Source organism: Intestinimonas massiliensis (ex Afouda et al. 2020), assembly GCF_900626285.1.
GTDB lineage: Bacteria > Bacillota > Clostridia > Oscillospirales > Oscillospiraceae > Flavonifractor > Flavonifractor massiliensis_A.
The window spans coordinates 2982420-2996223 of sequence record NZ_LR131147.1; the positions used below are offsets into that span (position 1 = coordinate 2982420).

The following is a 13804-nucleotide window of genomic DNA, read 5'->3' on the forward strand; positions in this document are numbered from 1 at the left end:
CCTCCTTTCAGATTTTGCCGGTGTTCATGTCATGGGCCACCAGCGCGGCATAGTACCCGTTGATCGTGCTGGGCGCATTGAACAGCATAGCCAGCAGGTATTTCTTGATGTTGCGGATTTCCGAAGTGTTCTTGCTCAAACAGTCAAAGACAAACTCGATGTGAGAGCTGTCCAGCTTCATAAACTTGGATTTCACCAGCTCTGCCGGGTAATCATCCCCGGCAATGCGGATGGTCTTGCGGGCGCTGCATACGGTTTCCACCAGCAAGTCCACAATCTCGTCCAGCGTTTCCCGGTCAATGCCCTTGACGTGCTGGCAAAGGTGTTCGTACTCAATGTTGTCCATGATGATTTGACGATAAATCTCTATGGCGCTCTGTGATTTCGCTTCCGTTCCTTTCCGTTCCGGCGGCTGTGCCGCCTCGTCCTCCAAAGGAGAGGGTCGGGAAAGGATAGGAATGGGATCGGTAATTGATACATCAGTAATTGATTTTTCTTTACTTGATATATCTTTATTTAATTGCGTTGGTTTTCCCAACGTAGGCTTTTCCTGCGTTGGATTATCCAACATTGGATTTTCCAACGTAGGTGAATCCGGCACAGGCTGGGGCTGTTCATAGATCACATAGTCCGCGCCGCGCAAGCGCCCTTGGCTGTCGCGCTCACGGGATCGGACGATGTACCCGGCCTGTTCCAGCTCCCGGATTGCGGCCCGGATCGCGTCGATCTGCTCCCGGTTGATAAGGGACAAACCTTTGAGCGTATAGTCCCAATCTTCCGGTAGGGAGAGCATTTGCGATAACAGGCCCTTGGCTTTCAGGGATAAGTCCTTGTTCCGCAGGTGGTGATTGGACATCACCGTGTAGCCCTTGTTACGCTCTACACGAAATACTGCCATATTCTCAACTCCTATTACAATAAATTTGGACAGGAAAGCCGGGCAGCCAGTCCGGCTTTCCCTCCATCTCGTGCCTAAGCTACAATAAGAGGAGCAACTGGCTGACCACTCACTCCTTGGGCTTGTAAGTCCGTACGAAAGACTGTCAGCCATCCTCTTGTTGTAGCGTTCGATTTCAGCAGGTTGAGCCACCGGATGCCGGGGAGTTCGCGTCACCCAATAGATTGAATCGGCAACGAGAAAAGATGGATTCCGGTTGCAGATTCTTTAGTATTGGAGGAATGTGGATGAACAGCGTTGGCATCGATGTTTCCAAAGGGAAAAGCATGATCGCCGTCATGCGCCCCTTCGGTGAGGTGGTGGTTTCACCCTTTGAAGTGCGACACACCGCCAATGAACTGAACGAACTGGCAGGGCTGCTCAAAAGTTTGGACGGTGAGACCCGTGTGGTGATGGAATCCACGGGTAATTACCACGCGCCGGTGGCCTGGCTGCTCCACGACGCGGGACTTTATGTCTCCGTAGTCAATGCAATGCTGGTGCATGACTATGGGAACAACAGTTTAAGACGAGGCAAGACTGACAAGAAGGACGCCGTGAAACTGGCCAACTACGGCCTTGACCACTGGCTCACACTACCGAAATATGTCCCGGAGGAGGACACCCGGCTCATGCTGAAGACCTGCTACCGGCAGTACCAGCAGTATTCCAAAGTACGGACCATGCTGAAGAACAACCTAATCTCCCTGCTGGACACCGCTTTCCCTGATGCAAACCGCCTGTTTACCAGTCCACCCCGCGCCGATGGCAGCGAGAAGTGGGTGGATTTTGTAGCCGCTTTTTGGCATTGTGAGTGTGTCTGTGGTTTGTCTAAAAAGGCCTTTACCACCCAATACCAGAAGTGGTGCAGAAAGCACGGCTACAATTTTAGCGAGGATAAGGCACTGGACATATACGCCTCTGCATGTGGACACTTCGGTGTCATGCCGAAAACGGATACGGCAAAACTTTTGGTAGAACAGGCTGTTTCCCAACTCCGGGCAACTTCCGCCGCGTTAGCTGCTCTCAAGCAGGAGATGCAGTCCCTGGCCGTTTCTCTACCGGAGTATCCTGTGGTGATGGAGATGTTTGGTGTTGGCCCAACCCTCGGCCCCCAACTCATAGCTGAAATTGGCGATGTACGCCGTTTTCATTCCAAGAAAGCGCTGGTGGCCTTTGCAGGCATTGACGCCCCACCTTACCAATCTGGACAAGTGGATGTCCGTAGCCGTAACATTTCCAAGAGAGGATCTGCCTCACTGCGAAGGACGCTCTTTCTGGTGATGGGGGTCCTCCTGCAATGCGCTCCAATGGATGAGCCGGTCTACCAGTTCATGAACAAGAAACGCTCTGAAGGTAAGCCCTACCGTGTCTACATGATGGCCTCCGCCAACAAGTTCCTGCGCATCTACTACGCTTCTGTGAAAGCCTACCTGGATTCTCTGGAGCATGGCTGATTTCCCAGCTCTATACTGTCTGGCTGACCGCCATTTTTTGAAATGCACAGCGGTTTAATTTGGTGCACCCTTTTCCTTTGCTCGTTTCCTTTGAAAGTTTTACTTGACTTTTGTTAGCAGGTCTTNGAGCATGGCTGATTTCCCAGCTCTATACTGTCTGGCTGACCGCCATTTTTTGAAATGCACAGCGGTTTAATTTGGTGCACCCTTTTCCTTTGCTCGTTTCCTTTGAAAGTTTTACTTGACTTTTGTTAGCAGGTCTTTCACTCGAAATGTCACCGCGTCGTAGGCGGTCAGCTTGCCCGGCTGGTAGGGACATTCCGCATAGACGCAGAATTGATATTTCCAGTGCGGGCGATAAAAGCGGCAGGTGCCGCAGTCCTCCGGCGTGACCGCCTCGCCGCTGTCGTAGTGGTCGAAACCGGGCTTCCCCTGCATGAGCTGTTCAAAGGCCCGGTCGCTGCCGGAAGTGAAGTACATAGGCCGTCGCCTCCTTTCTGCGTTTGGGCAAAAAGAAAAGCCGCAGACTTTTTCAAAATCTGCGGCTTGGCCGGGGAACAGAAAAGGGCGCTGTCATGCTTGACAACACCCTGTTTCTGTCTGATAATTCAGTTGTTTTGACACGCCCCGTTTTCCGCTGCCCTAAAAAACATTGATTTTACTGGGTTTTTTCATGTTTTCTTATGGCACCACGGTTAAAGCAGGCTCCTTTTATATCGGCAATTTCATCCAGCGGGATCTTTTTCCCATCTGTCAGTACCAGGAGACGCTCATAGAGGTCAACCCGTTTTAGGTTGCCGGTAAGGGTGGTATAAGAACCACTAGTCTTTTTCTCATCAGAAATAAAGAAAGTAACGCTTATCTTCGGTCTAGAGACTATCCTCTGGAGCAATGTACTTCAGATAGATGCTGTAGATGCGTATGCTGTATTCCATATAGTAGGCCATACGCGGTGGTGCAATTAGATAGTCAATCTCCAGCCTCGGTGTGACATTTAATTCAGAGAAAAAGCAAGACTTGCCAGAAAATCGGTGCCCTGGCGCATCGTAAAGCCGGCCACGGTTGGCCTCCTTAACCCGCTAGACTACCTCAAATAGCCGAGCACGACCAGAGATTCCATAGGCCTTTAAGGATGGAGTAACGGCAAGGCAGATGGTCTTATCGGTACGGCTCTCGTCGGCAACGACCAAGTTGGTGTCCAGAGGATCGAGACCTCTCTCCCGGCATTTGACGGAGGCATAAAAGCTCTTTAGGTCAATTGCGATATAGAACCTTTGTTTCATGGTAAGACGCCTCCTTGGATTCTCGCTTTTTAACGCAAAACGGCACTTGAAATTGGGTGCAATATTATTTCTCGAGTTCGCTTTCCTCAATAATACCGTAGTCAATCAGGATATTTTTGTCCGCATAAGGTGGATATACAATTCCTGTCATTTCATAGTCGTACCTCCGAACACGACGAAACTCCTTGACTGGAGCTGGTGCAAAAGCAGCGGTTTTATAACTCGCGTATTCAGGTGTTCCCGCCAGATCATCGGATACCGCATGAATAAGGGCATCCGTCACTGCTTCCAGATTCGTACCATACTCCACAGCAACTAGCTCATGCCTACGAACGTCTTTATCTAAATTTCCAAAAGAACGGTACAACTTGTACTTCATGGAGAAACCCCTTCCTAGCAGCACTTTCGCCACTACCTTAAAAAATCACTTCTATGATTCACCGGCCGCAAATCGTATCCGAGTTCTGTTAGGTGTGCTATTTTTAAGGCGACCAGGTTGATGTCTGTGTCCATTGCCTTGGCGATTTGCTCGGCAGAATATTGATAAGTATAGATGTAGTCCAGCAGCTCCTCGTTGTCTATCAGAATTTCTGCTGCAACAATGTTCGCCTCATACTCTGGCCGTGTGGTCATGTCATACAGCATGAATTCATGTAGGCTGTTTGCCTGTGCCAGCTTCCGATGAAGCTGGTCATGCCCCAGCTCATGGGCACAGACGATGCGGAGCATTCTGTCCCCCAGATCCTTGTTCAGAAAAATAAATCGATTGCGTTTGATGACGCGGTACATTCCTTTTAGAGAGCCAAAATCCTCACAAAGAAGAACAGAGATTCCCAACTCTTTCGCAATCTGGAAGGGATCGCGTGTTCCGAAGCGCCGCACCAGGGATGCGCCGACTTTGGAGAGCATTTTACCGGTCATAAGCCCACCTCCATCCTGCGGATGCTTTTCATCATTATCTCACATCTTAGGCCCCACGGAATGGACTTACTCCTCCTGCTGGCGATATTTTTTTGGCGTAAATTTCTTATTCCGCTCCTTGGCCATCCAATAGGCATCGTTGAGGGCACGCATCGCACCCTCAAGTGCATCTTCAGAAAGTTGGCCGCCGGCAAACAAGCCAGTCACCTCACTGACCAACTCATCGATGTCCCGCGCCGCTTTTGCACCGCCCTTCTGATATGCTTCCACCGAATAGATATCCGGACTGGTGAGAAGGTAATCTGCAGTTGTACCAAGGACGGTAGCTAAATCACCAATCACCTTCATGTTGCCAGGTTTCCTGGAACCCATCTCATAATTCTGAATCGTCCGCGTTGTTACAGAAACTTTTTCTGCAAGTTCTGCCTGTGTTAAACCAGCCTCAAGCCGTTTTTCTTTCAGACGTTCTTTAAACCCCATAAAGGCACCTCTTTCTATTTCTCTGCCATTAGCACGAACACTTTTTTGCAATTCGGGATTGACACGAAAATTTGTTCTGGATATAATGGAAATGCAACACGAAACTCTGTTCGCATTTAGATGTTAACACACGAACAGAGTTTTTGTCAATCTAAAACACGAAAAAATGTTCGTACATCCGGAAAGAAAACGGAGGGTATTGTAATGGAGGTACAATGCAGGAAAGAATATGTCTCTGTCAATCTTGATGTAGACCAAAACGGTGTAGTTCACCCCCGGTTCATCCGCTGGGCAAATGGCCGTATCTATCAAATTGACCAGCTGAAATACAAATGCAGAGCTGCTTCCTCCAAGGTAAGTGGAGGTGGCATCCGATATACCGTCATGATCCACGGCAAGGAAACCTTCCTGTTCAGCGAAGGGAACAAGTGGTTCGTGGAAGCAAAGGGGGCAAGTCAATGATTCTTTCTCACCACCAAATAGAGGATATCGGTGCAGCTGTAATTCAGGACTTCAACAAGTTCTTCTACTGCGGCACCACAGCCCTTGGGGATAAATACGTTCGCGCAACACCCATCGACCAGTTTGCTCGCGACTACCTCGGGCTAAGTGTTCGATTTGCCCGATTGTCCGCAGATGGGAGTATCTGCGGTCTGACCAGCTATGCCGATGCCGAGTACATCATCGAGGAAATGGGAGCAGTTCGCACCATAGAACTCAAACAAAATCAAATTCTTCTGGACTCCAGCTTTCTTGAGGCCGGCAAGGTCAAGAAACTGTGCGGCAAGCGTCGGTTCACTCTGGCGCATGAGTGCGCACATCAAATCTTGTTTCAAATGGAGTCCGAGGAGTCCCAGCAAAAATGCCGCGAATCCTATTCGGAGCGGCGGTCCTACTCCCTCCGAGACTTGAAAAGTAGAGAGGACTGGAACGAGTGGCAGGCCAATGCCTTGGGAGCCGCTCTGCTCATGCCCCAGGCGGAGATAAAGCGGGCCATGTGGCTTTTCGCTCAATGTCGGACCCTGATTAGCTATGAAGGGAGGTTTTCATATGCGGACAAGCTGGCACTTTCACTTTTCTGTCAAGCTCTTGGCGTGTCCAAGTCTGCCGCCGTAATTCGGCTCCGGCAGCTTGGGTATCTGGAAGAACGCCCGTATGCAGAGTTTGTTGATCCACTGGAGGTGTGGGCATGAGCAAAAACATTCGCATTACAGAGCCTTCCGCAGAAATGTTGGGCAAAATTATCCGGGCACGGGAGGCGATTGCGGCGCAAAAGCCGCGATATATCAAATGCCCGTACTGCCAGCATAACTCAATCGTCGTATATGAGGACACAAGAGGTCATATCGAAACAAAGTGCAAAAAGTGCGGAAAAGTCACCGTCTTTGATGTTTTGAGCATGAGAAAAATCGTGTTTCGCCTTCGCCCGAAGGAGAACTAAATTAAAACTGAATCACATAGCTGAGCTGTGGAGCCGCCTGATAGGTGTAGTCATCCTGATGCCGCATGGACAGAGTCGAAAGACTCTGTTTATCGGCACGGACAGAATGACCACCGTCATGCGGCTCTTTTGTTGTCTTGCCTTTCCGCGGCTTCGTGCCAGCGGAAAGGACAAGACAATGAGTATTCCGAAGACCCCAGTTGAATTCGATTACGACCTGTGGACCACAGAGGAAGGAAAATGCATGGTTCGGATCAAAGCTACCGGCGAGATAACGGAGGTGGAACGCTCTGTCATGCAGGTTCTGCGCTCAGAGGAGAAGCGTCTCCGGCGCACCATATCTCCGGAGCAGGATCCATCCAGAGAAGGGAAAACCGCTCCAACGGTTCTCTCTCTGGATATGCTTCCCGAAGATGTGGCAGACTCCAGCTGGTTAGCTGACACCTGCGACTATACGGAGGAGATTTCCACGAAACTGCTGGAGAGTAGCTTGCGAGAAAGCTTGACTCCTACCCAATATGGCATCTATCAAGCCTGCATTTTGAATGGGATCAGCTACAAGGCTTATGCAGACCTGATGGGTGTTAGCTATCAGAGCGTCCAGAATGCAATCCGCCTCATTCAGAAAAAAGCAAAAAATATTTTTGGCTGATGGTTGTGGTTTGCTGCAAATATGTCCGTTGTAAAGTGAAGGGGCCTTAAGACGCCTTCATTGAACCTTTTCAACTGAATATCCGGCAGCTAAATAACATCAGCGATGAGCGAGCGATGCGGACGGTGCGCGATGACCACCTGTAGGAGACAAAAAGGAAATGCTTTTCTTTTTCTCCTATCAATGACGGCCAATAAGGTGCCCAGCGGGTCCTCCGATCCAAAAGCAGGCATGGCAGCCTGTTTCGCCAAGACCTCATCTGCCTATAATGGTACCCCTGTCCAGCCACAGTCTCAAGCAATGGGGGCAGCTCGGAGAGATCCTCGGAGGGGTTAGATTCCCGGAGTGCGGCGCCCGCCGCAGTTTAGCTGACCGCCCAGGCCTGGGGAAGTAGTGTCGAATACAGGCAACAAAAAGACATTTAATAGTCTTGATATCAGAAGCAATGGGGGTCACCCATCATGTAGCAGGAAAGCCAAGGCTTCCTCAACCAAATCGGGTGACCCCTATTTTTGTGGTATCAATTCATATTCATATTTAGGAGGGATCACATCATGATTGCTGTGTCGCAAACCAAGAGTGCAAACTACCTGTTTATTGTGGCCGTGCTGAAGTCGATGCGGGAAGGTGGCGTGATCACTCAGGCCGAGTATGAGCGAGCCAAGCGCTACTACCAGAAGCTCACCGGCTCCGATCTCGTCATCGCAGATTAAATGTTCAGAAGGAACCGTCTAAATTGATGTATTTTGGGCATCAGGTCTTGTCGCTTGTGTAGAAATTTACTTCTCTGCGTTCTTTCAATAGACTTTGCCTTGCCGTTGACTATAATGTTGCTTGAACCGGAAAAGTGGATGGTACCAAAATGTAGTACAATCCAAAATTCAGCCAGAAAGGAGGGCTGTTGATGCCGCAGGTCAAACTCATCTCGCCCATCACCAGGCAGGAAATCCGCAAAATCCGAGTTGCCGCCTATTGCCGGGTATCTTCCAATTCAGCGGATCAGCAGAACTCCTACGCCAACCAGATTCGGGTATATACCAGCCTCATTCAGAGAAAAAAAGAGTGGGAGCTGGTGGAGATATTCGCTGACGAAGGGCTCTCTGGCATGAACGCACAGAACCGCACCGAATTCCAGCGAATGATCAAGATGTGCGAACAGCACCAAATCGACCTGATCGTCACCAAATCCGTCTCCCGTTTCGCCCGAAACGCCAAGGAGTCTCTGGAATATGTCCGGAAGCTGAAATTGCTCGGCGTGGGGGTGCAGTTTGAGAAAGAGGGAATCTACACCCTGGCCCTCGGAGATGAGATGCTGCTCAATACCTTCTCTGCCATCGCACAGGAGGAGTCTAAGGCAATTTCCCAGAACCAGCGGCTTTCCATCGTGAAGCGGATGCAGTCTGGGGAATATGTGGACAGCAACGCTCCTTACGGCTTCCGGCTGGTGGATAAGGCGCTGGTGGTCTATGAACCGGAGGCGGCCATCGTCCGCATGATGTTCGAAAACTACCTGAGCGGCCAGTCTACATCGGAGATCGCCCGGGATCTCAACAGCCGCGGCATCAAAACCAAAACCGGGAAATCCACCTGGCGCTCCACCAAGGTGGCATACATCCTTGGAAATGAGCGGTATTGCGGCGATTGCAAATATCAGAAAACCTACCGCGACACCACAGTCCCCTTCAAACAGTTCCGCAATCGAGGCCAAGAGGATATGTTCTATGCCACAATGACGCACGCTCCACTCATTGACCGCGATACCTTTGACAAGGTCCAGCTTCTCCTCAAAAAGCGTCATGATGTTTTCGGGAAAACCACAACGCAAAATATTTACCCTCTTACGAGCCGCATTCAATGTTCTGAGTGCGGCTCGTATTTTCGCAGGAGGCAGGTTTCCGGGACTGCAAAGTGGGGATGCTCCAAACACATTCAGGATCGTACACAGTGTGGCTCTAATTACTACAGCGAGGAACGAATCTACGATGCTTTCATCGCTATGGTAAATAAACTTCGGTTCTCTGAGTACGACATTCTTGGGCAGACACTGCTCAGGCTGGAATCTGCTGAATTGAAGCGAAAACAGAAAAACACGGCCGCAAGGGAGATCAGCCGGAGCATTGCAGATCTGAACGCCAAGTTGGTGATGGTTGAGCAGCTCCATGCAAAGGGATATCTCAAAGACGAGATCCACAAGGCCCAGGTGCAGGAGATCAATGACCAGCTGCGCCGGCTGAAGCGAGAGCGTCAATGTGAATTCTCCTCGGGTATTACCCATATGATAGAGGAACTGACGCGGCTGAAAAAACTGCTGGAAGAGTTCGAGGAACCCCTGGACCGCTTCGATGAGAAGCTGTTTACTGAGATCGTTCAGGCCATCAGTATCAGCCGCCGAGATGAAATGACCGTCACCCTCATTGGCGGGCTGAGATTCACAGAAATGCTCTGATAGAGAGGAACCTCGCTATGAAGAAGATACGCTATATCCCATATGGTTACACCATGAGAAATGGAAGGACAGTCATCGCACAGGATGAAGCTACGGTTATCCGCGAGATATTCAGCGCCTACATCAACGGCGCATCCCTCCAAAGTATTGCCGAACTGCTGACTGAGAGGAAGATCCCCTATAGTGAGAGAACGGATGTGTGGGATAAAGCTCGTATCGCACGAATCATTGGAAACGCCAAATACATTGGCGATGGGGAATATGATCCTATCATTGAAGAAGAGCAGTATGAAGAAGCAGCTGCCGTAAAAACCGCCCGCCAACGGAATACATTCGAGAAAAATCTGAAGGGGATCGACCTATTTCGAGATCTGGTCCGATGTGAGGAGTGCGGGGCCCCTATGCGGCGAAGGGTGAGCAGTAAGCATCGTATTCGGGAGGGTTGGGAGTGCACCAACCCAGACTGCGGTCAGCGCATCCGGATTTCTGATACCCACCTGTTGGAAAAGGTGACAATCCTGATGAACCGCATCATAGCCAATAGCTATCTCCTCATCCCTCGCCCCAAAAAACGAAAAGAACTGTCGGCGGAAGCTAAGCAGATCAACCGGGAAATAGATGCCGAGCTGGAGCGGGATGACCCAAGCGATGCGCTGATTATCGTCAAAACAATCGAAATGGCAGAACGGCTCTATGCTGAGACCGATGCCCATCTGCAGATCACCGCATCCATCGCCAGGAAGCGGGTTAGCCTTATGACTCCCCAGGAGGAATTCAGCCCGGCTTACTTTAGTGACATCGCCGCCTACCTGACGCTTGGCAGCGGAGGAAAGGTGATCCTACATACCAAGACCGATGTCGAGATCGGAGATGAAGAAAATGATTGTAACCAAGATACCCAAGAAAACAATATCGGTTATTGAGCCAAAACGCTCTCTGATCGTCAACAGGGAGCAGTATCATCAGCGGCGGGTTGCTGCCTACTGCCGGGTATCCACCGACAGCGAGGAGCAGCTCACATCCTATACCAACCAGAAGAAGGTATATACCGAGATGATTGCCGCTAAATCCGAATGGGAGTTCGCCGGACTCTACGCAGATGAGGGCATCTCCGGGACACGTGCAGATAAGCGCCCCCAGTTCCAGAAGATGATCAACGACTGCTTGTCTGGGAAAATCGACTATATCATCACGAAATCCGTTTCCCGCTTCGCCCGTAATACAGTGGACTGCCTGGACCATGTCCGAATGCTCAGGGCAAGAGGGATTGGCATCTACTTCGAGGAGCAAAATATAGACACACTGCAAATCGACAGCGAACTCTATCTGGTCATCTACGCAGGGTTCGCACAGTCCGAATCCGAAAGCATCAGCAAGAATGTCACCTGGACTTTTCGTAAGCGATTTCAGGAGGGCAAGCCCATATTCAACTATAAGTGCCTTCTGGGATACCGCAAGGGTGCAGACGGAGAACCGGAGATCGTCCCGGAGGAGGCATCCATCGTGGAGAGGATCTTCAATATGTACCTGTCAGGTGAAACCATCAACCGGATCTCAACCAAACTCAGAGAAGAAAATCTCCAGATACCAGGAAAACGCTTCTCCTTCTCTGCGAGCATGATTAAGGGTATTCTCCGGAATGAACGATACTGCGGGGACAGCATCCTTCAAAAGACGGTCACAATTGACTGTATTGGTAAGGTTCGCCGCAAAAACACAGGTGAGGCACCCATGTACTATGTACAGAATAGCCATGTTGGCATCATCAGCCGAGAGCTCTTTCACAAAACGCAGGAAGAACTTGCCAGGCGGATGAGCCGGGAGCCAAATTCCACCAAAACGGCTACCACAGCCACCGGAAAATACTCCCGGTACGCACTATCCAATGTGATGATCTGCGCCGAATGCGGAAGTCGATATAAGCGCGTGACCTGGACATCCCGAGGAAAAAAGCGAGTTGTCTGGCGCTGCATCAGCCGCTTAGACTATGGAAAGCGCTACTGCAAAACCTCGCTCACGGTAGATGAGACCGCCCTCCACGCCGCTATTGTTCGGGCAATCAACCGATTCAACGAGGAAGACGAGTCCACTTATATGGCACTCATGCGGGCAACCATTGGTGAAGCAATCGGTCTAACCGGAGGCACAGATGAGATCGACCTGCTCCGGCGGAAAATAGATGGACTGAATCGGAAAATGGTATCTCTTATCAATGAGAGCGTGGAAAGCGGGGAGGGTATCGAGAGTCACGAAGCTGAATTCAAAGAACTTTCCGATACCATTGAACTCCTGCAAGGACGGATTCAGAAACTCGAAGAAGCACTTGCTTCCGATCAGGTGAATGACAGCCGAATCCTTCAACTACAGCAGATCATCGCCGACCGAGCATCCAAAAAGATGGAGTACGACGATACCATCGTCCACCAAATGATTGAGTGTGTGAAGGTGTATCCCGACGGGAGACTGGACATTATCTTCGGAGGAGGGTACCTTATCGAAGAACGCCCGGAAAAAGAAAGTTGATAACTTCAGATATAATTGACATAATCGCCGAAATAATATAGTATAATTTATGTTAGGAGGCGATTGTGCATGGCAAAAAAAGCTGCGGTCATCATGCCGCAAACACGGGAGATCCTGGCACAGATGGGTGAGCAGATCCGCCTGGCCCGCCTGCGCAGGAAGTTGAGCCTGGAATTGGTAGCAGAGCGTGCCGGGATCAGCCGAGCCACTCTGATATCCATTGAGAAAGGCACCCCTACGGTATCCATCGGCTCCTATGCCGCTGTGCTGCACGCATTAAACAATATGGACAGCGACCTGCTGCTTATTGCAAAAGATGATGAATTCGGCAGGAAGCTACAAGATCTGGCGCTGCCCACCAGACGGCGGGCACCCAAGAAAGGAGAGTAGCCCATGGCGCAGGACGAAAAGACCATCTATGTATATGAAAATTGGCGTGGAGAGGCACCCACTCTGCTGGGGCGGCTGCGCTGCGGCTTCGTCCGCGGACAGGAAACCTTTTCCTTTGAGTATGATCCAGCCTGGCTGTCATCCGCCGAGAGTTCCTTCTCTCTGGACCCGGATCTGGCTCTTTACCGCGGGCGGCAGTATGTGCCGCTGAACAAGCAGCTCTTTGGCCTGTTTTCCGACTCCTGTCCGGATCGCTGGGGGCGTCTGCTGATGAAGCGCAAGGAGGCCATCGACGCTCGCAAAGAGGACCGCAAGCCCCGTAAGCTCACCGAGAGCGACTTCCTGTTGGGGGTCTACGATGAATCCCGTATGGGTGCGCTGCGGTTCAGCTTGGAAGAAGGGGGCGAATTTCTTTCGAACGATAAAGCGTTTGCGACGCCTCCATGGGTAAACCTTCGGACGCTGGAAAACGCCTCTATCGCTTTCGAGAGCGATGAGAGCGGCCTGAATGAAAAATGGCTGCGTGAGCTTCTGGCCCCCGGCTCCTCCTTGGGAGGCGCAAGACCCAAAGCGACGGTGCAGGCCACGGATGGCGCCTTGTGGATCGCCAAGTTCCCTTCCAAGCATGATGAATATAACAGCGGCGCATGGGAGAAGGTCGTCCATGACCTGGCACGGCTCTGCGGGCTGGATGTTCCGGAATCCAAATTGGAGACATTCTCCAAGACCGGCAGCACCTTTCTTGTCAAGCGATTTGACCGAAACGGCAGCCGTCGCATCCACTTCGCCTCCGCCATGACCCTGCTGGGCAAGACCGATGGAGCCTCGGCAGCGGACGGAAGCAGCTATCTGGATCTGGCGGCGTTCATCCGGGCCAACGGGGCATCACCCCGGCAGGATCTGGCCGAGCTGTGGAAGCGGATCGTGTTCAGCATGGCGGTATCCAATACTGACGACCACCTGCGCAACCATGGTTTCCTTCTGACACCCACCGGCTGGCGGCTGGCCCCTCTCTATGATGTGAACCCAGTCCCCTCGGGGGACCGGCTTTCCCTCAATGTGAGTGAGTATGATAACACCATTGACTTGGAACTGGCTCTGGAAGTAGCCGATTATTTCGGCCTTGCCCCGCAGGAAGCGGAACAGGCTGCAGAGGAGGTCTGCAAAACAGTATCCGGACACTGGGAACGGCTGGCCGGGCAGTATGGTCTCAGCCGGGGAGCGATAGAGTATATGCGCCCCGCCTTTTCCCTTCCATGATAAGATCACAAACG

The 13804-nt window shown here is 51.1% G+C and carries 16 protein-coding genes and 1 pseudogene; 11 read left to right on the forward strand and 6 right to left on the reverse strand.

Features of this window, described 5'->3' with window-relative positions:
- Positions 1-7: 7 nt before the first annotated feature.
- The gene (locus E0E41_RS14710; protein ID WP_438819470.1) at positions 8-931 is read right to left on the reverse strand and encodes a DUF6017 domain-containing protein; all 924 of its coding nucleotides are present in this window, start codon (positions 929-931) and stop codon (positions 8-10) included.
- Between the two features lie 254 nt (positions 932-1185).
- Here E0E41_RS14710 and E0E41_RS14715 point away from each other — a divergent pair, with 254 nt between their 5' ends.
- Positions 1186-2394, forward strand: a complete 1209-nt coding sequence (locus E0E41_RS14715; protein WP_130870730.1) for an IS110 family transposase — start codon at positions 1186-1188, stop codon at positions 2392-2394.
- Between the two features lie 237 nt (positions 2395-2631).
- On the opposite strand, the gene E0E41_RS14720 is transcribed toward E0E41_RS14715, so the two are convergent.
- From E0E41_RS14720 to E0E41_RS14740, 5 genes and pseudogenes are all read right to left on the reverse strand, one after another.
- The gene (locus E0E41_RS14720; protein ID WP_438819461.1) at positions 2632-2874 is read right to left on the reverse strand and encodes a hypothetical protein; all 243 of its coding nucleotides are present in this window, start codon (positions 2872-2874) and stop codon (positions 2632-2634) included.
- A gap of 398 nt (positions 2875-3272) precedes the next feature.
- A pseudogene (locus E0E41_RS19025) lies at positions 3273-3677 on the reverse strand (DNA methylase); the annotation flags it as partial.
- Between the two features lie 64 nt (positions 3678-3741).
- Positions 3742-4056 carry a carboxylate--amine ligase gene (locus E0E41_RS14730; protein ID WP_130870522.1) on the reverse strand — a complete coding sequence of 105 codons (315 nt, stop codon included), beginning with the start codon at positions 4054-4056 and terminating at the stop codon, positions 3742-3744.
- Positions 4057-4088: 32 nt separating this feature from the next.
- Positions 4089-4598 (reverse strand): ImmA/IrrE family metallo-endopeptidase, encoded by a 510-nt coding sequence (locus E0E41_RS14735; RefSeq protein ID WP_130870523.1) that lies wholly within the window; start codon positions 4596-4598, stop codon positions 4089-4091.
- A gap of 66 nt (positions 4599-4664) precedes the next feature.
- Positions 4665-5078, reverse strand: a complete 414-nt coding sequence (locus E0E41_RS14740) for a helix-turn-helix domain-containing protein (protein WP_130870524.1) — start codon at positions 5076-5078, stop codon at positions 4665-4667.
- A gap of 204 nt (positions 5079-5282) precedes the next feature.
- Here E0E41_RS14740 and E0E41_RS14745 point away from each other — a divergent pair, with 204 nt between their 5' ends.
- From E0E41_RS14745 to E0E41_RS14790, 10 genes are all read left to right on the forward strand, one after another.
- Positions 5283-5540 carry a hypothetical protein gene (locus tag E0E41_RS14745; RefSeq protein ID WP_130870525.1) on the forward strand — a complete coding sequence of 86 codons (258 nt, stop codon included), beginning with the start codon at positions 5283-5285 and terminating at the stop codon, positions 5538-5540.
- Positions 5537-6271 (forward strand): ImmA/IrrE family metallo-endopeptidase, encoded by a 735-nt coding sequence (locus tag E0E41_RS14750; protein WP_130870526.1) that lies wholly within the window; start codon positions 5537-5539, stop codon positions 6269-6271. Before E0E41_RS14745 ends, E0E41_RS14750 begins: the two co-directional genes overlap by 4 nt.
- Positions 6268-6519, forward strand: a complete 252-nt coding sequence (locus E0E41_RS14755; protein WP_122791179.1) for a hypothetical protein — start codon at positions 6268-6270, stop codon at positions 6517-6519. The genes E0E41_RS14750 and E0E41_RS14755 overlap by 4 nt, the downstream gene beginning before the upstream one ends.
- A 244-nt stretch (positions 6520-6763) precedes the next feature.
- Positions 6764-7171 carry a hypothetical protein gene (locus E0E41_RS14760; protein ID WP_130870527.1) on the forward strand — a complete coding sequence of 136 codons (408 nt, stop codon included), beginning with the start codon at positions 6764-6766 and terminating at the stop codon, positions 7169-7171.
- 554 nt (positions 7172-7725) lie between these two features.
- Complete coding sequence (locus E0E41_RS14765; RefSeq protein WP_022288936.1) at positions 7726-7884, forward strand: SHOCT domain-containing protein; 159 nt, start codon at positions 7726-7728, stop codon at positions 7882-7884.
- A gap of 191 nt (positions 7885-8075) precedes the next feature.
- Positions 8076-9617: a recombinase family protein gene (locus E0E41_RS14770; protein WP_130870528.1), complete on the forward strand. Its 1542-nt coding sequence runs from the start codon at positions 8076-8078 to the stop codon at positions 9615-9617.
- A 17-nt stretch (positions 9618-9634) separates the two neighbouring features.
- Complete coding sequence (locus tag E0E41_RS14775) at positions 9635-10540, forward strand: recombinase family protein (RefSeq protein WP_130870529.1); 906 nt, start codon at positions 9635-9637, stop codon at positions 10538-10540.
- Positions 10497-12140, forward strand: coding sequence for a recombinase family protein (locus E0E41_RS14780; RefSeq protein ID WP_165450563.1), 1644 nt, complete (start codon positions 10497-10499; stop codon positions 12138-12140). The genes E0E41_RS14775 and E0E41_RS14780 overlap by 44 nt, the downstream gene beginning before the upstream one ends.
- A gap of 69 nt (positions 12141-12209) precedes the next feature.
- Positions 12210-12530, forward strand: a complete 321-nt coding sequence (locus E0E41_RS14785; RefSeq protein ID WP_071430674.1) for a helix-turn-helix domain-containing protein — start codon at positions 12210-12212, stop codon at positions 12528-12530.
- A gap of 3 nt (positions 12531-12533) precedes the next feature.
- Positions 12534-13790 carry a type II toxin-antitoxin system HipA family toxin gene (locus E0E41_RS14790; RefSeq protein ID WP_130870531.1) on the forward strand — a complete coding sequence of 419 codons (1257 nt, stop codon included), beginning with the start codon at positions 12534-12536 and terminating at the stop codon, positions 13788-13790.
- Positions 13791-13804 lie beyond the last annotated feature (14 nt).